This is a genomic window from Modicisalibacter luteus DSM 23508, from assembly GCF_000378505.1.
GTDB lineage: Bacteria > Pseudomonadota > Gammaproteobacteria > Pseudomonadales > Halomonadaceae > Modicisalibacter > Modicisalibacter luteus.
Map to the genome: position 1 here is coordinate 48,663 of NZ_KB899993.1, position 19,796 is coordinate 68,458.

Sequence of the window (19,796 nt, forward strand, 5' to 3'; positions counted from 1 at the left end):
GGGACGATTATGCAACACTGAGATGAAGACATAGTGGCTGTCGTTCATTGGCCCTTGCAACCGGCAATCCCGTCGAGGCATGACAACATATGACGATGCGTACGAATTCCCGGTTTCTTGCCGATGCCATGCTCGGCCGTCTGGCCCGCTGGTTGCGGGTGCTCGACTTCGACACTGTTTTCGATCCGGCCATCGACGACCCGGAACTCGTTGCCCTGGCCGACACCGAGGGGCGTATCCTGCTGACCCGTGACCGGCATCTCGTTGAGTATCTGCAACCGGCGCGCTCGGTATTGATCACCCGGGACGCTCCGCTCGAGCAATTGCGACAAGTCATTGAAACCTGCCGGCTCGAGCCCCCACCGGCCCTGTTTACCCGCTGCATGGTCTGCAATACACCGCTGCGCCATGCCACCGAGGACGAAGCCGCCACCTTGCAGCCCGGACGTGCCCGCACCTTGCCCGGGCCAGTATGGCGTTGCCCAGGGTGCCTTAGGGTTTACTGGCCCGGTACGCACACCTGGCGCATGCGTGAAACGTTGCAGCAGGCGTTGCCTGAATGGCTGTAACCTGGCTAAAGTTCCGCCCGCTCTAGCCGCTAAGTTAGCGATTACACAGAAAGATAGAGTAGGCGTAGCACGTATGTCCCGCTTCTATTCTTTATTGGCATTTTCGAAAGCGTTGGTCAGCACCAGCTCAGTAAACTGTGGCGTATTCGTGGTATGTGGCACTCGTATACCTGTCGCCAGCATCAGTGGCGCGGGGTAGCAGGTAGGAATAGTGGCGTTAACCAGGGAAGGATAAGGAGATGAACGGCCATGATCGTTAATTGTGTGGTGTATCAAGGCGGCCGACGTCTCCGCGATATCGAAATAGCGGATATTACCGACTATCTGGGGCAGCCGGATTGCTTTGTGTGGGTAGCGCTTGCCGATCCCGCTCCTGAGGATATCGAGCATATGCAAGACGTCTTCTCGCTGCATGAATTGGCAGTCGAGGACACATTGCACGGAAATCAGCGACCCAAGGTAGAGGAATATGGCGAGTGCCTATTTGCCTACATGCGTACCCTGAGTGTGCATGAAGGGGAGATAGACCATGGAGAAATGGCGGTTTTCGTCGGGGCGGATTACATTCTGTCGGTCCGCAGTCGCTCACAACAGGATTTCCGGAATGTGCGTGCCCGTTGTGAGCGAGAACCGCACCTACTCAAGCTGGGACCTTCGTTTGTGCTTTATGCCCTGATGGATGCGGTAGTCGATCGCTATTTTCCCGTTGTCGAGGCGCTGGAGTCGGAACTCGAAGCCATCGAGGAAAGCATCTTCGTCAAGAATGTCGCCCGTGAGAACATCGAGCATCTCTATCAACTCAAACGGAAGGCGACCCAAGTCAAGCATGCCGTCACACCGCTGGCCGAGGCATTGGTGCATCTGTTCGGGGGCAGGGTGCCGACGCTGAGCACCAACACCCAGGAGTACTATCGTGACGTCTACGACCACCTGCATCGTATCGAAACCGCGATAGACTCGATGCGCGACACCATCGTCACAGCCATTCAGGTCAATTTATCCATGGTGGCCATCGATGAAGGCGAAGTACACAAGCGCTTGGCCGCGTGGGCGGCCATCTTTGCCGTCGCCACGGTACTGGCCGGAATATGGGGGATGAACTTCGAGCATATGCCGGAGCTCGACTGGAAACTTGGTTACCCTATGGCCTTGGGGCTGATGGTGACAGCCTGTGGTGGGTTGTATTATCGGTTTCGCAAGGCTGGCTGGCTTTAGATAGGGCCTCCCAAGGAAGGGACACGCTTTCAGGATAATTGGTGAGTCATGGATGACAACGCGCAGCAATTCAACGATCTCGAACAGCTCATCGAGCATTTGGATACCTCGACTCGGAACAGCGAACGCGTCAGCTTAGGGATGATCGTGGAATCGATTGGAGATCGGTCATTCGGGCCGCTTCTGCTGGTAGCCGGCCTGATCACCTTGGCGCCGCTGATCGGTGATATTCCCGGTGTTCCGACGTTGATGGCCATTCTGGTATTGCTGGTTTCCGTACAGCTCATCCTCGGCCGCCGCCATTTCTGGCTACCTCAGTGGTTGCTCAGGCGCTCCGTGGAGGAAAAAACGTTTACCCGGGGGATCCGCTGGATGCGCCGCCCAGCCTATTGGATCGATAAACTGCTCAGGCCTCGCCTGAGCATGCTGGTGCGCGGCCCCGGCCTGTATGCGGTGGCGGTGACCTGCAGTCTGATCGCGTTCGCCATGCCACTCATGGAAGTGGTGCCCTTTTCTGCCAATGGTGCCGGTGCCGCCCTGACTTTATTCGGGCTGGCGCTGATTGGCCGTGATGGTTTGCTCGCTTTGATCGGTTTCCTTCTGCTGCCTGGCACGGCGGGCTTCATCATCTATCAGTTAACCTGAGGATGTAACGCTACATGACTCTGCATGACCTGATTGCCGTTCTCGAAACGGCTCCTGATCGCGTTGAGTTCGAAGATACTCTGCGAATCATCGAGGCGAATTACCACTATATCCCGGCCGGCTTTCGCAATGGTCCCCTGAGCAATGCACCTGGCGAGAATGCCGGCTCGTGCAAGATCTTCGCCTTTTCACGACGACATGGGCTTAGCGAAGCACAGACGCTGCACTGCTTTGGGCGGTTCTATCGTCAGGAAGTGCTGGGTGATCCGTCGGGGGAAGGTCACCGCAACATTCGCCAGTTCATGCAGACGGGATGGTCGGGTGTCGTCTTCGATACCGATCCGTTGACGCCTCAGGACAATGACGGCCGTTAATCTGCTGCGCCGTCAAGCGGCCGACTCGTACACCGTCGTACAGTTGCGGCTGCTCACCTTGCCTTGGTAGAGCGCCTCGTCGGCCTGGATCATTGCTTCCTGTAGCGACAGCTTGCGCTCGGCTGTCAGAACCGGGGCCAGGCCGATACTCAGCGTATGCACGATGTGTTGTTCTCGATAGTGGGTAGGCGTGCGACAGAATGCCTGGCGAATTCGTTCGGCGATCTCCAGCGCTGTTCGTTGGTCGGGGACTTGTAACAGCATGGCAAATTCCTCTCCGCCAAGCCGCACGCAAGTGCCGCTGCCTTGGCAATGTGCCCTGAGAAGATCGGCAAGCTTCTGAAGAATATGGTCCCCTGCCAGGTGACCATAGGTATCATTGAGTGCCTTGAAGTGATCCAGGTCGATCATGAGCAGGAAAACCGGCATCCCCGTGTTTTCGAAGCGACGTGCCACGACGTCGTACTGCTGGGCCAACAAGCGACGATTGCCAAGCTGGGTCAACGGATCGTAGTTGGCCTGGCGCAGGGCCTCGTGACGGCCCTCCTCACGCGATCTGAGTCGCTCGCCTAGTGCCACAAGCAGGAACATCGACTCCAGCAGGCTGCCAATTTGCGCATATGTCAGCGCCTCCATGCCCCAGGGCAGCAGCCGTGTATAAGCGCTGATCAAACTGGTGGCCAGCCCCAGCGAGTAAACCAGCCAGGCGATCGAAAACCAGCGGGCATAGACCATCCCTTTGCGGTAGGCGAGCCAGCCCAGGGCAGGCAGCATCAATAGCGGCAGGGTCAAGCTGGCGTATGCGATGTGAAGCACTACACCGTAATCGCCAAGCAGTCGCAGCCCGATAGCCAGTATCATGATCAGTTGTAGGCCGTACATCAGCCGGTTGATACGCGGAAAATACTCCGCCGTATGCAGGAATGTTCGGGTGAACTGAAAGGTAATGATTACGAAAAGCAGGTAACCGATGTGGCACCCTTCATTGTGCCAATAGGGCTGAGCAGGGAAAAGATACTGATAGGCAAACCCGTTAATCTGGGCCCACATGAGCCCGCTTATGGTCAGAAAAAGAGCGTAATAGAGGTACGTTGCTTCACGCATGACGAATGCGAAGAGCAGGGCGATGAGGCATAGGGCCACGGTTATGCCGAAGTACCCGCCGAACAGCAAATGTTCCTCTTGAAGCTTCTGCACGTACGCCTGGTGATCCCATAGATGCACATTGAGGCTGATGGAGTCTGCCTTGGCATAATCCAGACGCAGGTAAACATCGCTCCAGTCGCCTGCCGGCGTAGTGTGCTCAAAGCCCAGCTTGCGGTAATGGAGAGAGCGCTCATGAAAGGGAACGCGATCCGTCATGGCGATTTCTTGTGGTGATTGGCCGCTATCCATGACATAGGCGGTCATATTGTCGAGATAAGCGGTCTCGTGGTGCATGACCCAGCGTCGGTCCTGGGTTTCGGTATTTTGTAAGCGAACCCGTAACCAGTAAGTGCGTGAGCTGATGCCTTGATTGACGCTACCGTTGGTCAAGGGCTGGAAATCGCGATTCAGCACCTCTTGCAGAGAGGTCCGGGTATCAGTGACGAGGTAGCTGGTCGGCGCCCGCAGCAGCTGGTGCTGTAAGGCGCCGATATCGATACTGCCCGGCACGTCGTCGTTGGCCACCGCTACCGATGTCAGCCAGAGTAAAAGCAGGATGGTGAGTCGCCAGGCCGTGGCTGGGGGGCTTGGCCAAGTGCACTCGGAACAGGGAAATTTTCTTCTTCGCACAGGCACGGCCTCGTTTTACACGCGCCAATGGCGTGCCGTTGCTGATTGTCTCCTAGCCCTCGGCAAGTTCAATGGTTCTGTGGTCACGCCGTTCAACGCTGTGGCAGTTGCACTGTCACGGCGAACATGGTCATGAGAACGGTCGATAGCCCCCAAGCCGATAACCAGGCCTTGCTGTTTTGCAAACTATACTTAAGGAACATTGCAATATGTTGCAGGTTTCACGCCATATCGTCATTCCCGATCATGAGATCGAGATGCATCCAGTGCGGGCTCAGGGAGCCGGTGGTCAAAACGTCAACAAGGTGGCCTCGGCTATACACCTGCGTTTCGATATTCCTGCTTCCTCGTTGCCGGAGGAGTACAAACAGCGGTTGCTTGCACGAAACGACCAGCGCATCACCAAGGAGGGGGTCGTGGTCATAAAGTCGCAGTCCTACCGCACCCAGGACAAGAACCGTGAGGATGCCTTGGAGCGGTTGCGTAACCTCTTGGCAAGCGTGACTCACCAACATAAAAAACGTATTCCGACCAGGCCCTCCCGGGCGGCCAAGAAACGCCGGGTGGAAAGCAAGGTACGCAAGGGGGAGCGCAAGGCGCTACGTCGCAAACTCGACTATTGAGTAAGCCCAGCGGCTTGAACCTGGCTGGCGACGGACTAAAGTTTGTGTAAGGGGAAGCGAAGCCCCTGTAACCGGGATTGCCGTGTTTCCAGGTAGTGCATCTTTTTTCTACTGAAAGGTAACCCCTTGCAAAGCGCAGCAGACTCACTCGCGAGTTCTTCCAGCGACTGGCCCGGCATGACGCGACACTCTCTCGGCGACATGACCCAGAACGGATCAGAAACTCTGTCTGTTTATTGTCTGTCTGCGTCTATGCCATGGCCACGCCTGGCCGCGGAGCCCATCAATAAGCCGAACTGAAGGAGAACGATTCATGGCAGAATCCTCGCCGGACCAGCCAAATAATCCCAATCAGCCCAGCAGGTCCCAACAGCCATTCAAGGACAATCGGGTTCGTGCCGTCGTCATCGTGGCGATCATTGCGGTAATCGTGGCGATATACATCGCGTCCAGCGCCAGCTCTCAGGAGGAGGAGTGGAATACTCAGCGCGCTTCGCTGGAGGAGCGGGTCGCTACGCTGGAAAGGGATAACCAAACGTTGCGTGAGCGCAACGCCGAGTTTGAGGAGATCTATTCCAGCGTTGAAAATGCACAGGGCGAATATGCCTCGCTGCAAAGCGATATCGGTAATGCCGAAAACCGGCTGTCCGAGTTGCAGACCCAGGTTGGCGAGGCGGAAAACCAGCTGTCGCAGCGTCAGGGCCAGGTTGAGGAAGCCAACCAGCAGCTTCAATCCCTGCAGACCCAGGTGCAGCAGGCGCAGGTCAATCTCGACGATGTCTCGGGGCAGGCACAGGCGGCAGAAGAGCGCTTGCGCAATGCTCAGGCCGAACTGCAGAACGTGCAGGATCGCACCGCGGAACTTGAGGGACGCTACGCGGAGCTGGAAGAAAAGGTCAATGCACGTAGCGAACGCTTGAGTACGCTGGAAGAGCAGATCTCTCAGCGTGAGTCGGAGCTGGCCGAGCAAGAAGGGCAGTTGGCCCAGACCCGCGAGAATTTGGAACAGGAGCGTCAGGCGCTTTCCGAGGCCCAGCAGCAACAGGAGCAAGTGGCTTCTCAGGTACAACAGACTGAACAGCGCCTGGAAGAGTTGGAGTCGCAGATCCAGGCCCGTGTCGAGCAGCTGTCTACCTTGCAGAACCGCATCGCTGACGTGCAGCAGGAACTGTCCCGTATTGCTGCCATGCAGGAAACGCTGTCCGAGCTGAGCCAGAGTGTCGAGGCCGCCACACAAAGTAGTGCACAAGATGGCAGCCAGGCAGGCCAGTCGTCTTCCTCTTCCGATCAGGGTGGCGACAGCGCGGGCCAGAGCCAGACGGGTAGCCAGTCTGGTGAACAGGCATCACAATCCGCTGGCAGCCAGGGCAGCCAGGGCAGCCAGGGCAGCCAGGGCAGCCAGGGCAGCCAGGGCAGCGAAAGTGATGACCAGAGTGGTTCCACCGGTAGTGGTGTAAGTACCGGGCAGATGAATCAGGGGCAGAGCCAGTCCGAAGGCCAGTCTGATGGTAGCCAGACGGAATCTCGGCAGTCAGGCAATCAGGCTGGTAGCACTCAACAATCCGGTGCCCAGTGGGGGGCGAGCGGCGCCGTTTCCGAGTAGGCGTGCCACTATCTTACGGCTTGTCCTGTCATGATGAAGCCGGCCGTTTTCGGCCGGCTTTTTATTTGTGAGGGACATGTACCGTCCGCTGCTGATGGCTCATTCGCCGAATGGATAGGTGTCGGGTATGACTTCGGGACGCCATAGCTCGCCTTTCTCGAACGGCTCGACGGCGCTGGTCTCATCAATGTGGAATACGGCATCGAACTGGCTGGGCAAGGACGCCTGGAAATAGTGGCTCTGACGCTCCGTCTCTGGCCGGTAGATGACACCTATAGCCCGCTCCAGGCGTATTTCTCGTAACGGGGCTGTGCGTTCACCAGTAAGCGGCAAATAGAAGCGATCCAGCCCGCTTTCATGAAACAGGCGTTCATAACTACCTTCAAGCGATGGCCTTACCCAGCGATGCTCGACCGGTCCGTCCCAGTCCTGAGCCGCCGACACGTAGCCGGTATGCGTGGTGAAGCCGACAAGAAAGGTATTTTCCGCCCCGAAGCGCTGACGGGCCAGTTGACCGACATTATGCTGATGTCGCCCCCATCCCATTTCGGTACTGCTGGCATCACCCAGATGGGAATTGTGAGCCCAGACGATCAGCTTGCCTTTGCCCCCTTGGTTGCGCAGATGCTGATGCAATTCGGCCAGGGTGTCGGTCATGTGGTCGTCTCGCAGATTCCACGTGTCCACCCGGGAGCCGAACATGGCGCGATAATAGGCCTCGGCATTGATGACAACCCGGGCATTTTGCTCGGCAAAGAACTGCTCGTCAGCCGCTTGGTGGCCATCCATGCGCAGGTATTCGGTCGACTTTTCCAGCAGATCGGCCAACAGCCTGACAGCCGAGTCCTCACAGCTCCGGTTAATACCTAGTGCGGCATCGTGACCGTAACGGAAGGGGTCGTCTGCATGATCGAGACACGCGTAACCCTGACGGGCCAGTTTCGCCTGCTCGGGATCGACACTTTCCAGATATTCGATCACCGCCTCGGCAGAACGGTGCAGGCTGTACACGTCCAGACCGTAAAAACCGGCCTGCTGGGGCCGCTCGTACCCGGCATTGTACTCGTGAAGCCACGCCAGGAAGTCACGTACTTCATGGTTGCGCCACATCCATTGCGGAAAGCGCTGGAAGTCCGCGAAGGCCCCCATCAACGTATCATCGCTATCATGGCGGACATAACGGTTGAGCCGCAGGGCATCGGGCCAGTCGGCTTCGACGACCACGGCCTCGAATCCTTTTTCCTCGATCAGGCGGCGGCTGATCTCTGCTCGCATCCGATAGAACTCTCGTGTGCCATGCGAGGCTTCACCCAACAGAACGATGGGTCGATCGCCGACCTGGTCCAATAGGGCGTCGTAGTCGCTCGTCCTGCCCTCCAGGCGTAGTGCCACGTTACGTACGCTTTCGAGTGGCGTCGTCATGCGTATACCTCCCTGCTGCATGCATCGTGCCTTGTGACTCTAGCCAACTGCGATGGCATCGTGAGGCGGCTTTCGGTATCGAAATGTTGTGACGAGGCGTACTACGCTGAGAGAAGGGAATTCCTTGGAGGGGGCGGCATGGATATCGACGTGTACCGCGAGCGTCTTGGTGGACTGGCTGGGTCGGAATGCGCATTCAGCGAAGCCGAGTTGCAGCGACGACGCCAGGCGACATGTCAGCGTATGCATGAGGCCGGTCTGGAAGCGCTGTTGTTGACCTCTCCTGCCGATATCTACTATCTCACCGGTTACAGTACTTTCGAAGTTTCCGTCCACACGGCACTGGTGATGACCCAAGACCGCCTGACCCTGCAGGTGCCCTCTATCGAGACCGGCCCGGCGGTGGCATGTACGCGCATTGACGATATCCGTAGCTATCGCTGGGAAAACATCGACGAAGTTCTGGATCCGCTGATAGAGACCCTCTCGGGTTGCCATGGTGGAATCGGTATCGAGCCTTGGCAGGGGGGAGTGCGACATGGCTTGATTCGCGGCCTGCAAGCCCGAATGCCGGAGCGCCTGTTCGTAGATGCCGGCGACCTTTTGGGGAGCGTGAAGATCGTCAAGTCGGCGGAGGAGCTCGATTGCCTGGCCGAAAGTGCGCGCTTGACCGGACTGGGGATCGACGCGGCCATCGAGGCAGTCGGTAGCGGTGTGCTGGACTCCGAAGTAGCAGCCGAGGGCGCACGGGCATTGTATGCAGCGGGCAGCGAGTTCATGAGCATGCAGCCGATCGTGACCAGCGGCCAGCGTAGCAGCGTAATTCATCTCAATCACAAGCGCTGTCGAATCAATGAAAACGACCCGGTCTTCCTCGAGTTCGGTGCGGCCTGGCAGCGCTATACCGCGCCCATGATGCGCACGGTCGTTGCCGGGACGCCGTCGATGGAAATGATTCGTGTCTTCGACACCTGCCGATATATCTTTGATGCCTTGCTCGATGCCATGCGACCCGGCGAGCCCTTCGACAGCGCGGCGCGCGCAGCGGAAAGAGCGCTCGCGCCGCTGCAGGATCAAGCGTTCTTTTCCGGCGTGTTCGGTTACACGGTTGGTGCGCAGTTTCCGCCTTCCTGGGTCGAAGGCTCGGGGTTCATCGCCCGAGGTCACTCCCGCACATTCGAACCCGGCATGGTCTTTCACTTGCCGCTGTGCCTGCGTATTCCCGGTCAGTGGGGCATCGGATGTAGCGATACGGTATGTGTGACGGAGGACGGGGCGATGCCGTTGACCGATAACCCATGGACACTCGCATCGGTTCAATAGACGACATCGGCGCTTGGGTTTACCCATCGGTTGGGGGTTATACTCGGGGCACCAAAGGCGAATGAATAAAAGGAGTTAGCCCGTGATCGAGGGTGTGAAGCATATCGTCGCCGTGGCGTCCGGCAAGGGAGGTGTGGGCAAATCGACGGTAACGGCCAACCTGGCGCTGGCCATGGCGGCCGAGGGGTATCGCGTGGGCCTGCTGGACGCCGACATCTATGGCCCCAGTCAGGCGCAGATGCTCGGCATCGGCGAGGGCGTACGGCCGAAGATGGCTGGAGAGAACCGCTTCAACCCATTGCCGGCGTATGGTATCCAGGCGATGTCGATGGCCTTTATGGTCGACATCAACGAGCCGATGGTCTGGCGTGGACCGATGGTTTCAGGTGCCTTCCAGCAATTGTTGAACCAGACGGTGTGGGATGACGTCGACTATCTGTTCATCGATATGCCACCGGGTACTGGTGACATCCAGTTGACCCTGGCGCAGAAGGTACCGGTTTCCGGGGCAGTCATCGTCACCACCCCGCAGGACATCGCCTTGTTGGACGCACGCAAGGGTATCGAGATGTTCCGCAAGGTCAACGTGCCGGTGCTCGGTGTGGTCGAGAACATGAGCCTGCACATCTGCTCGAACTGTGGTCATAGTGAGCCGATCTTCGGCGAAGGTGGCGGCGAGCGGATCGCTGAGCAGTACGGTACCCAACTGTTGGGTCAATTGCCGCTGCAACTGTCGATTCGCGAACAGGCCGACGGCGGCAAGCCGACCGTAGTGGCCGAGCCCGACGGCGGTATTACCGAAACGTTCCGTAGCATCGCACGCGCTGTGGCCGAAGGTGTCGAGGGGCAGTCCAACGAGTCGCCGAGCATTTCCTTCAGCGACTGACGAGCATTCCATTCCTCTTCTTTATTAATTGACACCGGGGCCGTTATCATAGCGGCCCCGTTTTTTTACTGCGCCAACCCAAAGGACGCCCCATGAGCATCAAATCCGACCGATGGATACGCCGTATGGCCGAGAGCGAAGGTATGATCGAGCCGTTCGAGGCCGATCAGGTTCGTCACGTCAACGGCCAACGGGTAATATCCTACGGGACGTCCAGCTACGGTTACGATGTGCGCTGTGCCGATGAGTTTAAGGTCTTCACCAATATCCACTCGGCAGTCGTCGATCCCAAGCACTTCGACGAGAAGAGTTTCGTCGACATCAAGGGCGATGTCTGCGTGATCCCGCCTAACTCGTTTGCATTGGCGCGCACCGTGGAGTACTTCCGCATTCCGCGTAGTGTGCTGACTATCTGCCTAGGCAAGTCGACCTACGCGCGCTGCGGTATCATAGTCAACGTGACGCCGCTGGAACCGGAGTGGGAAGGGCATGTGACGCTGGAGTTTTCCAATACTACCAACCTGCCGGCACGCATTTACGCCAACGAAGGTGTAGCGCAAATGCTGTTCCTCGAATCCGACGAGGTCTGTGACGTTTCATACAAGGACCGCGGCGGAAAATATATGGGGCAGCGCGGGGTGACCTTGCCGCGGGCTTGAGGCGGGCGTAGTGCCGCTGCATTTACGGCCGAGCCATAGGCTCGGCCGTGTCGTTTCAACCTGGCTGTTTTCGGCGGTGGTATTCCGAACTGATCGTATGTGAAGGGCGGCCATGGCCCCACGAAGTAGAGCCATGGCGATCGACGTGCTTAGTCGTCGATCTCTTCGTCCAGCTCTTCAGCGGCATCCTCGTGGGAGAGACGCATGCCTTGGGGCGGTAGGGGCATGCCGTCCAGCACCGGCCCCTTGGGGCCAAGCTGAAGGCGGCCTTCAAGGAACCAGCGCACCGCGATCGGATAGATCAAATGCTCGCGGGCATGGATCCTGTCAATGATGCTCTCTTCGGTATCGCCCTCGCAGAGCTTGAGAACAGCCTGCATGACCACCGGTCCGCCATCGAGCTCCTCGGTCACGAAGTGCACGCTGACGCCATGTTCCGTGCAGCCGTCGGCCAGTGCGCGGGCATGAGTATTCAGGCCTTGATAATCGGGAAGCAGCGAGGGATGAATGTTAAGCAGTCGACCGTGGAATCGGTGCACGAACATCGGCGTGAGGATGCGCATGAAGCCGGCCAGTACAATCAGGTCGGGTTCGTGGCGTTCGATGACCTTGATCAGGGCGCCATCGAAGGCCTCGCGGCTATCGTACTCGATATGCGGCAAAACCACGGCGTCGATGCCGGCATCGCGTGCACGTTGCAGACCGTAGGCATCGGCCTTGTTCGAGATTACCGCGACGATCTCGCCGCCCAGTTCGCCATAGGACTGGGCATCGATCAATGCCTGAAGATTGCTGCCGTTGCCGGAGATCAGCACGACAACGCGTCGCGCTTCGGCCTGCTCCGCCGTGAAGTCGTTCAGCGTGTCGGTGGTCTGCTCGTCGCTCATGCCTCGAGATTCTCCAGACGGACCTGTTCTTCCTCGCCTTCACGGGCAACGATCTCGCCCAGGCGATAGACGCGCTCACCAGCCGCTTCGAGGTGGCCGGTCGCTGCATCGGCCTGGTCGGAAGACACCACGACGATCATGCCGATACCACAGTTGAGCACACGGTACATCTCGCGTTCGGCGACGTTGCCTTGTTCCTGTAGCCAGTCGAACACGGCGGGGCGCTGCCATGCGCGAACATCGATGCGTGCGGTCAGGTTGGCAGGCAGCACGCGCGGCACATTCTCAAGCAACCCGCCGCCCGTGATGTGCGAAAGTGCATGCACATCGACACCGCTTTCCTTGATCAGCGTCAGCAGCGGCTTGACGTAGATGCGGGTCGGGGCGAGCAGGGCGTCCCCAAGGGGCTGTCCCTCGAGATCAACGTTGAGATCGGCCTGGCTGACCTCGAGAATCTTGCGAATCAAGGAATAGCCGTTGGAGTGCGGGCCGGAGGACGCCAGTCCCAGCAGGACGTCGCCCTCGGCGACCTTGCTACCGTCGAGAATCTCGGATTTTTCGACCACGCCGACGCAGAAACCGGCCAGGTCGTAATCGCTGCCCTCGTACATGCCAGGCATTTCGGCGGTCTCGCCACCTACCAGGGCACAGCCGGCCTGCAGGCAGCCTTCACCGATGCCGGCGACCACGTCGGCGGCGATATCGACATCGAGCTTGCCCGTGGCATAGTAGTCGAGAAATTGCAGCGGCTCGGCACCGGCCACCACGAGATCGTTGACACACATCGCGACCAGATCAATGCCAATGGTGTCGTGACGGTTCAGGTCCATGGCCAGGCGCAGCTTGGTTCCAACGCCATCCGTGCCGGTGACCAGCACCGGCTGACGATAGCCGGCAGGTAGTTCGCACAGCGCACCGAAGCCACCCAGGCCGCCCAACACTTCAGGGCGGCTGGTACGCTTGGCGACGCCCTTGATGCGCTCGACCAGGGCATTGCCGGCATCGATATCCACGCCGGCATCCTTGTAGCTCAATGAAGGGGACTGTGGCTTGTCGGAAGCGCTGCGAGTCATGATGTGTCCTGTCAGAATGGCCTGGTGGTAGGAAGCGCGCGCATTGTAGCATCGCGCCTGACGGGGTGCATCGCCGAGGCGATCTCTCATTATTTCTAGGGAAGCGGAATGTCACGAATCCAAGTTTGGTCGCTGCTGGGGCTGGCCGCCATCATCTGGCTGCTGGCGCTGCTGGAACCGATCCTCATGCCGTTTTTCGTCAGTATGATCCTGGCCTATCTGGGCGACCCGCTGACCGACTGGCTGGAAGCCAGGGGGCTCTCGCGGCGGCTGGCCGTTAGCGTGGTTTTCCTGGTGCTGTCGCTGGCGATCGGCACGGCCTGTCTAATCATCATTCCGCTACTGGGACGTCAGCTCGTCCAGTTGGTCGAGGCAATTCCGATTATCCTCGCCTGGGTTCAATCCACGGTAATACCCTGGGTCCAGTCAGTCAGCGGCATGGATTTCTCCACCGACTTCGATCAGCTGCGCCAGACTCTTATGGCCAACTGGAAGGAGACCGGGACCTTTGCCGCCACGTTGTTGGCGCAGGTATCGCGTTCCGGCCTGGCGGTTATCGTCTGGATCGCCAATCTTGCTCTGATTCCCGTGGTCACGTTCTACCTGTTGCTCGATTGGGATCGTCTCAAGGGGCGTATTCAGGATCTATTGCCGCGCCGCTTCGAGCCGACCGTGACGCGTCTGGCCAAGGATTGTGATGAAGTCCTTGCGGCATTCCTTCGCGGGCAACTGATGGTCATGCTCAGCCTTGGCATCATCTATGCTATTGGCCTGACCCTGATCGGGATCCAGTTCGGCGTGCTGATCGGTGTAGTCGCCGGCCTGGCGAGCATCGTTCCCTATCTGGGAGTCATTGTTGGCCTGGCGATCGCCGCCCTGGTGGCATTCTTTCAATACGGCGACTTGTTGCACCTGGTCGGGGTCGGTGCCGTATTCGCGGTGGGGCAAATGCTCGAAGGCATGGTGCTGCAACCGCTACTGCTCGGGGACCGCATCGGTCTGCACCCGGTGGCCGTCATCTTCGCCGTGCTCGCTGGCGGGCAACTGTTCGGCTTTACCGGAATCCTGCTGGCCTTACCGGTCGCTGCGGTTGTCATGGTAGTATTGCGCTATCTACACGAACGCTACAAAAACAGTACCTTGTACGATGTCGCCGGCCAGCGCGGCGGCGATGAGGACTTCTGATGAGCACCGGGCCTGCGCAGCTTCCTCTCGGTATCGGCCTGCGCGATGACGCAACCTTTGCCAATTTCATGCCGCGCGGCAATGCCGCCGCGGTAGCGGCATTACAGGCCCAGTTGGATGACGGCGGGGAAGCCTTGGTCTATCTCTGGGGAGGCGAGGGGTCCGGCCGCAGCCACCTGTTGCAGGCCGCCTGCCATGAGGCCAGTCGTCGTGACAAGCGGGCACTGTATTTGCCATTGAACGAACTGGGGCATTTCCCGCCGCATATGCTCGAAGATGTCGAGCGCCTGGATCTAATGGTGATCGATGACATCGATCAGGTTGTCGGCAGAAAGCGTTGGGAAGAAGCGCTATTCCACGGTTTCAATCGGCTGCGAGATGCGGGCAAACGCCTCATCATTTCCGCCCCGGCAGCGCCTCGTCAATTGAATGTCAAGTTGCCGGACCTGGCCTCACGGTTGACTTGGGGCGTAACGTTCCAGATCCAGCGTTTGGATGATGAAGGGCGCTTTGAGGCGCTCAAGCTGCGAGCGCGAGGCCGTGGGATGCAGCTTCCCGATGAAGTGGCGCGTTATATTTTGCATCGCGGCTCGCGCCGTTTGCCTGAGCTGTTTTCAACCCTGGAGCGTCTCGATCGAGCGTCCCTGACGGCGCAGCGCAAGCTGACCATTCCTTTCGTCAAGCAGGCGCTCGGCTGGTGATGGACATTAGCTGAGCGTCGCTTTGTCGTTTATTCATTCACCCTGCAATGTCACTACCAACGTTCTGCTGCTGGCGTGATCCCTGTGCTCGCATAGGTAGATACCTTGCCAAGTGCCAAGGTTGAATCGACCATCGCTCACTGGCACGCTCACGCTGCTGCCCAGAATGCTGCTTTTCAGGTGGGCGGGCATGTCGTCACTGCCCTCGAGGGTGTGCTGGTAGTAGGGTTCGTCGGCAGGCACGGCCTGGCTGAAGTAGCTCTCGAAGTCCTTGCGCACCGTAGGGTCGGCATTCTCGTTGATCGTCAGCGAGGCCGAAGTGTGCTTGATGAATACATGGCACAGGCCGACGGAAACCTGTTGCAGTTCCGGCAGTTCTTTCAGCACCTGCTCCGTAATCAGGTGAAAGCCCCGAACGTGCGGCTTGAGTCTGATTTCTTTTTGAAACCACATGGTTCTGCCTTCCGTCGCTGAATGGAAATGTCCTTGGCGTGATGCGGTATGGCGAGCCGAGACAGCACCTCGGTCGCCACTTTCAGAAGGTATCGCTTGTGTTCGTTATCTTCCAGCCTCGCGGTTCAGCCGGCATCCGGTTGTGCGGCAGGGGCGGCGTGCTTAAAGGCATCCAGAATATCGCAACGCTCGGCAATACGTCGGATTGTCGGATAGGCGCTCATGTCGCACTCGAAACGCCGGGCATTGAAGACCTGCGGCACCAGGCACACATCGGCCAGGGTCGGTGTGTCGCCATGGCAAAATTCACCGGTAGCGGTAGAGTCAGTGAGCAATGTCTCCAATGCATCGAAGCCCTCGCTAACCCAATGACGGTACCAGGCCAGCTTAGTCTTCTCGCTGGTGCCAAGCTCACCGGTCAGGTACTTGAGTACCTTGAGGTTGTTGAGCGGGTGGATCTCGCAGGCGACCACCTGCGCCAACGCGCGCACCCGGGCGCGCCCTTCGGAATCCGGAGGCAGTAGTGGCGGCTTGGGATAGCGCTCGTCGAGATATTCGCATATCGCCAGCGACTGGGTCAGTCGCGTTCCGTCATCCGTTTCAAGCACCGGGACGAGCCCTTGGGGGTTGCGGGCGAGGTTGTCCCCGCCGCGCTGCTCACCACTGACTAGGTTGACGGCAACCTGATCATAGGCCAGCCCCTTGAGGTTGAGTGCGATGCGCACCCGGTAGGCCGCCGAAGAGCGAAAATAGCCGTAGAGTTTCATCGTGGCCCTCGCTCATGCCGGCTGATAGCGCACGACCTGTTGGTCGATGGCGCCGAAAATGGTATGGCCCTGACGATCGAACATTTCGATGCGCACCCGGTCGCCAAAGCGCAGGAAAGGTGTCGCCATCTCGCCGTGGAGAATCTTCTCGACCATACGCACTTCAGCCAGGCAGCTGTACCCGACTCCGCCATCGGCGATGGGCTTGCCGGGGCCGCCGTCGACACCGGGATTGGAGACGGTACCCGAGCCGATGATCGCACCTGCCCCCAGTTGACGTGTCCTCGCGGCGTGGGCGACGAGCTGTGGGAAGCTGAAGATCATGTCGGGGCCGGCCTCGGGTTCGCCGAACTTCTCGCCGTTGAGGTGCACGGTCAGCGGTAGATGGACCCGGCCGTCGCGCCAGGCGTCACCCAACTCGTCCGGTGTCACGGCGATGGGCGAGAAGCTGGACGCCGGTTTGGACTGGAAGAAGCCGAAGCCCTTGGCCAGTTCACCTGGAATCAACCCACGCAGGCTGACATCGTTGACCAACATGATCAGCTTGATGTGTTTGGCGGCCCGTTCGGGCGAGACGGCCATCGGCACGTCGTCGACGATCACCGCGAGTTCGCCCTCCAGGTCGATGCCGTGCTCTTCACTGACCGCCTCGATGTCCTCGGTTGGTGCCAGGAAGCTGTCGCCACCGCCCTGATACATCAGCGGATCGCTCCAGAACGTTTCGGGCATTTCGGCACCGCGCGCCTGGCGTACCAACTGGACGTGATTCAGGTAGGCCGAGCCATCGGCCCAATGATACGTGCGTGGTAACGGCGAATGCAGGGTGCTCATGTCGAGGTCGAAGGCGCCCGAGGCCTGTCCGCCATTGAGCTCGACGTAGACCTGTTCGAGCTGAGGAGCGAGCGTATCCCACGCCTCGATGGCCTGCTGCAGGGTGGTGGCGATCTGCGGAACGCGTACGGCGCGGGTCAGGTCGCGGGAAACCACGATCAATTGGCCGTCGCGGCCCTGATTGAGTGAGGCGAGTTTCATGAAGCGGTCCTTGTTCTCGTGTCGTCAGGTAGCAATGATCAGCGCTGATCGGGCGTAAAATGCGAACGCAGCCCCGCCCACACGTCGACGTAATCGCGCTGGCGAAAGTCGGCTTCCAGGGCAGCTGGGGAAGGCTGGTACACGTAGCGGCTCTCGAACATGAAGGCCAGGGTGTCGCCCAGGCGCTGCGGGGCCAACTCGGCAGCGGTGGCCTTTTCGAAGGTCTCCGCGTCCGGGCCGTGGGGCGACATGCTGTTGTGCAGGCTCGCTCCGCCGGGCAGGAAGCCTTCGGCCTTGGCGTCGTATTCGCCATGGATCAGCCCCATGAACTCGCTCATCAGATTGCGATGAAAGTAGGGCGGGCGGAAGGTGTTCTCGGCCACCATCCAGCGCGGGGGAAAGATCACGAAGTCGATGTTGGCCATCCCCGGTGTGTCGGAAGCCGAGGTGAGTACGGTAAAGATCGATGGGTCGGGATGATCGAAGCTGACCGTGTTGATGGTGTTGAATCGCGCCAGGTCGTACTTGTAGGGCGCGTAGTTGCCGTGCCAGGCCACTACGTCCAGCGGCGAGTGATCCAGCCTGGTTGCCCATAGGCGCCCCGAGAACTTGGCCACGAGTTCGAACTCCCCGGCCACGTTCTCGTAAGAGGCCACCGGCGTTAGAAAATCGCGCGGGTTGGCCAGGCCGTTGGCACCGATCGGTCCCAGGCCAGGCAGTTCGAAGGGGCTGCCGTAGTTCTCGCAGACATAGCCGCGTGCCGTGTCGGTGCTCTCGCCGAGCTGAACCTGAAACTTGATTCCGCGCGGAATGACAGCGATCTCACCTGAAACTACTTTCACCACGCCTAGTTCAGTCCGCAGCACGAGCGCGCCCTGCTGCGGCACGATCAGCAGTTCGCCATCGGCATTGTAGAAGAAGCGCTCGGTCATATCGCGGTTGAAGGCATAGACGTGCACTCCGCAGCCGGTCTGCGCCGCGACATCGCCATTGACGGCAATCGTCATCAACCCGTCGATGAAGTCGGTAGGCGCATCGGGCAACGGGCACGGGTCCCAGCGCATCTGGTTGGGATCGGCAGCCGGCGCGCTTGGTGGCGCCGTATTCCACTTACCAGAAGACAAGGGGCGATAGGCACTCTGGGCCACCGAGGGGCAAATGCGGTACAGCCAGCTTCGCAGGTTATGACTGCGCGGGGTGGTAAAGGCCGATCCGGTCAATTGTTCCGCATACAGTCCGTAGGGGCAGCGTTGGGGCGAGTTCTGGCCTTCCGGCAGCGCGCCGGGCAGGGCCTCGGTGGCATGATGGTTGCGGAATCCGCAGAGGTATTCCTGGGTATTGTTGTTCATGGCATCCCTCAGGTTCGGCGAGCGGCGATTGGCTTGCCTTTATCTAGTTTCAAATGAAACTATAGGCCATGCTAGGTGCCGCTAGGAAACGCGTCAAGTGGAGCGTTATAGGTATAGCGATGAAGACATATCGGCCAAAGCCGTATGTCGTGCTGGACCTCATTGAGGTAAGAAGGAGGTATCAAGGCGCAACGCAAAGGGGCAGGGAGCATGGCGATCTACAAGCTCGACGGGCAATCGCCCAAGGTTGGCGAAGAAACTTACGTGGCGGAATCGGCAACGGTGATCGGTAAGGTGGTTCTGAAACGCCAGTCGAGTGTCTGGTATCAGGCTGTGCTACGGGCCGACAACGAACCCATCGAAGTGGGCGAGGGAAGCAATGTTCAGGACGGGGCGGTGCTGCATACCGATCCGGGGTTTCCACTGGTCATCGGTAAAGGCGTGACCATCGGGCATCAAGCCATGCTGCACGGATGTACCATTGGCGATGGCGCCCTGATCGGTATTCAGGCGGTTATCTTGAATGGGGCGGTTATCGGCAAGAATTGTTTGGTCGGTGCAGGAGCCGTAGTGACGGAGGGCAAGCAATATCCGGACAACTCGCTGATCCTGGGGGCGCCGGCCAAGGTGGTGAGGGAACTGACCCCAGAAGCTATCGAGAACCTGAAGAAAAACGCCGAAGGTTATATCGCTCGCGGGGCGCTCCACAAGACAGCGCTGGAGCGTATCGACTGATGGCTGCGCCCTTAGTACATGAATGGGTGAAGCCTTCCCGGCTCATGAAGCGTCGCCTCGTTGAGCGACCAACCGCTTAGTGAGTGCTGGCTTCTCCAATAACGATCCATCCCTGTTCGTCGATATGTGTCGGGATGGCATCCAGGCATTCACCCAAGCCCAGGCCTTCGACCCCTTCACCGTCACTGAGGCGAAACGCGGCGTCGTGGTTCGAGCAGCGAATCAGCTCGCCATCGCTGCTGAGTATGTTGTCGCTGCGCTGATCCAGCGGCAGGAATTGGTGGGGGCAGGCATTGACAAAAGCCTGAATGGCATCCTTGCCCTGCAGCAGCAGGACCGGAAAGGTGCCGTTATCGCTCGTCACGGACAGACTATGGAGGCGATCGGTCTTTACCCGGTGTGACTCGAGCAGGCGAGTTCCTTTTGGAGGTGCGCTCCTATAGTTTTCCCACGCTGCTTTCATGAGGTTGCTCCTGGTTAGCTATGCTTGCAGGCAATAACGACGTTCTTTCTGCAAGG

Annotated in this window: 21 protein-coding genes; 12 read left to right on the plus strand and 9 right to left on the minus strand. The window is 59.1% G+C overall.

The genetic code is table 11. The annotated features are described in order from the left end of the window. Nucleotides 1–89 precede the first annotated feature (89 nt). The 4 genes from F568_RS22495 to F568_RS0108550 all read left to right on the plus strand — a co-directional run bounded on the left by F568_RS22495 (nucleotide 90) and on the right by F568_RS0108550 (nucleotide 2,803). Complete coding sequence (locus F568_RS22495) at nucleotides 90–569, plus strand: Mut7-C RNAse domain-containing protein (protein WP_019018300.1); 480 nt, start codon at nucleotides 90–92, stop codon at nucleotides 567–569. A 249-nt stretch (nucleotides 570–818) separates the two neighbouring features. Beyond that, the gene (gene corA, locus F568_RS0108540; protein WP_019018301.1) at nucleotides 819–1,784 is read left to right on the plus strand and encodes a magnesium/cobalt transporter CorA; all 966 of its coding nucleotides are present in this window, start codon (nucleotides 819–821) and stop codon (nucleotides 1,782–1,784) included. Between the two features lie 48 nt (nucleotides 1,785–1,832). Then, complete coding sequence (locus F568_RS0108545; RefSeq protein ID WP_019018302.1) at nucleotides 1,833–2,429, plus strand: exopolysaccharide biosynthesis protein; 597 nt, start codon at nucleotides 1,833–1,835, stop codon at nucleotides 2,427–2,429. Between the two features lie 14 nt (nucleotides 2,430–2,443). After that, entirely contained in the window at nucleotides 2,444–2,803 is a 360-nt protein-coding gene (locus F568_RS0108550) for a HopJ type III effector protein (protein ID WP_019018303.1), read from the plus strand. A 12-nt stretch (nucleotides 2,804–2,815) separates the two neighbouring features. On the opposite strand, the gene F568_RS0108555 is transcribed toward F568_RS0108550, so the two are convergent. Continuing rightward, nucleotides 2,816–4,579, minus strand: a complete 1,764-nt coding sequence (locus F568_RS0108555) for a sensor domain-containing diguanylate cyclase (RefSeq protein ID WP_169338665.1) — start codon at nucleotides 4,577–4,579, stop codon at nucleotides 2,816–2,818. A gap of 209 nt (nucleotides 4,580–4,788) precedes the next feature. Here F568_RS0108555 and arfB point away from each other — a divergent pair, with 209 nt between their 5' ends. Beyond that, the gene (gene arfB, locus F568_RS0108560; protein ID WP_019018305.1) at nucleotides 4,789–5,202 is read left to right on the plus strand and encodes an alternative ribosome rescue aminoacyl-tRNA hydrolase ArfB; all 414 of its coding nucleotides are present in this window, start codon (nucleotides 4,789–4,791) and stop codon (nucleotides 5,200–5,202) included. A gap of 313 nt (nucleotides 5,203–5,515) precedes the next feature. After that, nucleotides 5,516–6,805, plus strand: coding sequence for a coiled-coil domain-containing protein (locus F568_RS0108565; RefSeq protein WP_019018306.1), 1,290 nt, complete (start codon nucleotides 5,516–5,518; stop codon nucleotides 6,803–6,805). A 99-nt stretch (nucleotides 6,806–6,904) separates the two neighbouring features. On the opposite strand, the gene F568_RS0108570 is transcribed toward F568_RS0108565, so the two are convergent. After that, nucleotides 6,905–8,227, minus strand: coding sequence for an erythromycin esterase family protein (locus F568_RS0108570; protein WP_019018307.1), 1,323 nt, complete (start codon nucleotides 8,225–8,227; stop codon nucleotides 6,905–6,907). A gap of 138 nt (nucleotides 8,228–8,365) precedes the next feature. Between F568_RS0108570 and F568_RS0108575 the strand changes: the two genes are divergently transcribed. From F568_RS0108575 to dcd, 3 genes are all read left to right on the plus strand, one after another. Next, nucleotides 8,366–9,550: a M24 family metallopeptidase gene (locus F568_RS0108575; RefSeq protein WP_019018308.1), complete on the plus strand. Its 1,185-nt coding sequence runs from the start codon at nucleotides 8,366–8,368 to the stop codon at nucleotides 9,548–9,550. Between the two features lie 85 nt (nucleotides 9,551–9,635). Beyond that, entirely contained in the window at nucleotides 9,636–10,436 is an 801-nt protein-coding gene (apbC, locus tag F568_RS22500; protein WP_169338669.1) for an iron-sulfur cluster carrier protein ApbC, read from the plus strand. A 92-nt stretch (nucleotides 10,437–10,528) separates the two neighbouring features. Beyond that, a complete protein-coding gene (dcd, locus tag F568_RS0108585; protein WP_019018310.1) occupies nucleotides 10,529–11,095 on the plus strand; it encodes a dCTP deaminase in 567 nt (188 codons plus the stop codon). A gap of 149 nt (nucleotides 11,096–11,244) precedes the next feature. Here the strand turns inward: dcd and purN are convergent, their stop codons facing one another. Both purN and purM read right to left on the minus strand, forming a co-directional pair. Then, nucleotides 11,245–11,982: a phosphoribosylglycinamide formyltransferase gene (gene purN, locus F568_RS0108590; protein ID WP_019018311.1), complete on the minus strand. Its 738-nt coding sequence runs from the start codon at nucleotides 11,980–11,982 to the stop codon at nucleotides 11,245–11,247. Continuing rightward, nucleotides 11,979–13,055: a phosphoribosylformylglycinamidine cyclo-ligase gene (gene purM, locus F568_RS0108595; protein WP_026300421.1), complete on the minus strand. Its 1,077-nt coding sequence runs from the start codon at nucleotides 13,053–13,055 to the stop codon at nucleotides 11,979–11,981. Before purM ends, purN begins: the two co-directional genes overlap by 4 nt. A gap of 108 nt (nucleotides 13,056–13,163) precedes the next feature. Between purM and F568_RS0108600 the strand changes: the two genes are divergently transcribed. Both F568_RS0108600 and hda read left to right on the plus strand, forming a co-directional pair. Then, a complete protein-coding gene (locus F568_RS0108600) occupies nucleotides 13,164–14,240 on the plus strand; it encodes an AI-2E family transporter (protein WP_019018313.1) in 1,077 nt (358 codons plus the stop codon). Further along, nucleotides 14,240–14,941, plus strand: coding sequence for a DnaA regulatory inactivator Hda (gene hda / locus F568_RS0108605; protein WP_019018314.1), 702 nt, complete (start codon nucleotides 14,240–14,242; stop codon nucleotides 14,939–14,941). Before F568_RS0108600 ends, hda begins: the two co-directional genes overlap by 1 nt. 33 nt (nucleotides 14,942–14,974) lie before the next feature. Here hda and F568_RS0108610 read toward each other — a convergent pair whose 3' ends face one another. From F568_RS0108610 to hmgA, 4 genes are all read right to left on the minus strand, one after another. After that, complete coding sequence (locus F568_RS0108610; protein WP_019018315.1) at nucleotides 14,975–15,394, minus strand: secondary thiamine-phosphate synthase enzyme YjbQ; 420 nt, start codon at nucleotides 15,392–15,394, stop codon at nucleotides 14,975–14,977. A 125-nt stretch (nucleotides 15,395–15,519) separates the two neighbouring features. Next, on the minus strand, nucleotides 15,520–16,161 hold the full coding sequence (gene maiA, locus F568_RS0108615; protein ID WP_019018316.1) for a maleylacetoacetate isomerase: 642 nt from the start codon (nucleotides 16,159–16,161) through the stop codon (nucleotides 15,520–15,522). 12 nt (nucleotides 16,162–16,173) lie between these two features. Beyond that, entirely contained in the window at nucleotides 16,174–17,193 is a 1,020-nt protein-coding gene (locus F568_RS0108620; RefSeq protein WP_019018317.1) for a fumarylacetoacetate hydrolase family protein, read from the minus strand. 38 nt (nucleotides 17,194–17,231) lie between these two features. Next, a complete protein-coding gene (gene hmgA / locus F568_RS0108625) occupies nucleotides 17,232–18,542 on the minus strand; it encodes a homogentisate 1,2-dioxygenase (protein ID WP_019018318.1) in 1,311 nt (436 codons plus the stop codon). Nucleotides 18,543–18,752: 210 nt separating this feature from the next. Here hmgA and F568_RS0108630 point away from each other — a divergent pair, with 210 nt between their 5' ends. Beyond that, nucleotides 18,753–19,277 (plus strand): gamma carbonic anhydrase family protein, encoded by a 525-nt coding sequence (locus F568_RS0108630; protein WP_019018319.1) that lies wholly within the window; start codon nucleotides 18,753–18,755, stop codon nucleotides 19,275–19,277. Between the two features lie 76 nt (nucleotides 19,278–19,353). Here F568_RS0108630 and F568_RS0108635 read toward each other — a convergent pair whose 3' ends face one another. Then, complete coding sequence (locus F568_RS0108635) at nucleotides 19,354–19,740, minus strand: Rieske 2Fe-2S domain-containing protein (RefSeq protein WP_019018320.1); 387 nt, start codon at nucleotides 19,738–19,740, stop codon at nucleotides 19,354–19,356. Nucleotides 19,741–19,796: the final 56 nt, after the last annotated feature.

Excerpts from the sequence above, each read along its gene's own strand:
- F568_RS22495 (WP_019018300.1), top strand. The coding sequence starts at position 90 with ATGACGATGCGTACGAATTCCCGGTTTCTTGCCGATGCCATGCTCGGC.
- corA (WP_019018301.1), top strand. The coding sequence starts at position 819 with ATGATCGTTAATTGTGTGGTGTATCAAGGCGGCCGACGTCTCCGCGAT.
- F568_RS0108545 (WP_019018302.1), top strand. The coding sequence starts at position 1,833 with ATGGATGACAACGCGCAGCAATTCAACGATCTCGAACAGCTCATCGAG.
- F568_RS0108550 (WP_019018303.1), top strand. The coding sequence starts at position 2,444 with ATGACTCTGCATGACCTGATTGCCGTTCTCGAAACGGCTCCTGATCGC.
- arfB (WP_019018305.1), top strand. The coding sequence starts at position 4,789 with ATGTTGCAGGTTTCACGCCATATCGTCATTCCCGATCATGAGATCGAG.
- F568_RS0108565 (WP_019018306.1), top strand. The coding sequence starts at position 5,516 with ATGGCAGAATCCTCGCCGGACCAGCCAAATAATCCCAATCAGCCCAGC.
- F568_RS0108570 (WP_019018307.1), bottom strand. The coding sequence starts at position 8,227 with ATGACGACGCCACTCGAAAGCGTACGTAACGTGGCACTACGCCTGGAG.
- F568_RS0108575 (WP_019018308.1), top strand. The coding sequence starts at position 8,366 with ATGGATATCGACGTGTACCGCGAGCGTCTTGGTGGACTGGCTGGGTCG.
- dcd (WP_019018310.1), top strand. The coding sequence starts at position 10,529 with ATGAGCATCAAATCCGACCGATGGATACGCCGTATGGCCGAGAGCGAA.
- purN (WP_019018311.1), bottom strand. The coding sequence starts at position 11,982 with ATGAGCGACGAGCAGACCACCGACACGCTGAACGACTTCACGGCGGAG.
- purM (WP_026300421.1), bottom strand. The coding sequence starts at position 13,055 with ATGACTCGCAGCGCTTCCGACAAGCCACAGTCCCCTTCATTGAGCTAC.
- F568_RS0108600 (WP_019018313.1), top strand. The coding sequence starts at position 13,164 with ATGTCACGAATCCAAGTTTGGTCGCTGCTGGGGCTGGCCGCCATCATC.
- hda (WP_019018314.1), top strand. The coding sequence starts at position 14,240 with ATGAGCACCGGGCCTGCGCAGCTTCCTCTCGGTATCGGCCTGCGCGAT.
- F568_RS0108610 (WP_019018315.1), bottom strand. The coding sequence starts at position 15,394 with ATGTGGTTTCAAAAAGAAATCAGACTCAAGCCGCACGTTCGGGGCTTT.
- maiA (WP_019018316.1), bottom strand. The coding sequence starts at position 16,161 with ATGAAACTCTACGGCTATTTTCGCTCTTCGGCGGCCTACCGGGTGCGC.
- F568_RS0108620 (WP_019018317.1), bottom strand. The coding sequence starts at position 17,193 with ATGAAACTCGCCTCACTCAATCAGGGCCGCGACGGCCAATTGATCGTG.
- hmgA (WP_019018318.1), bottom strand. The coding sequence starts at position 18,542 with ATGAACAACAATACCCAGGAATACCTCTGCGGATTCCGCAACCATCAT.
- F568_RS0108630 (WP_019018319.1), top strand. The coding sequence starts at position 18,753 with ATGGCGATCTACAAGCTCGACGGGCAATCGCCCAAGGTTGGCGAAGAA.
- F568_RS0108635 (WP_019018320.1), bottom strand. The coding sequence starts at position 19,740 with ATGAAAGCAGCGTGGGAAAACTATAGGAGCGCACCTCCAAAAGGAACT.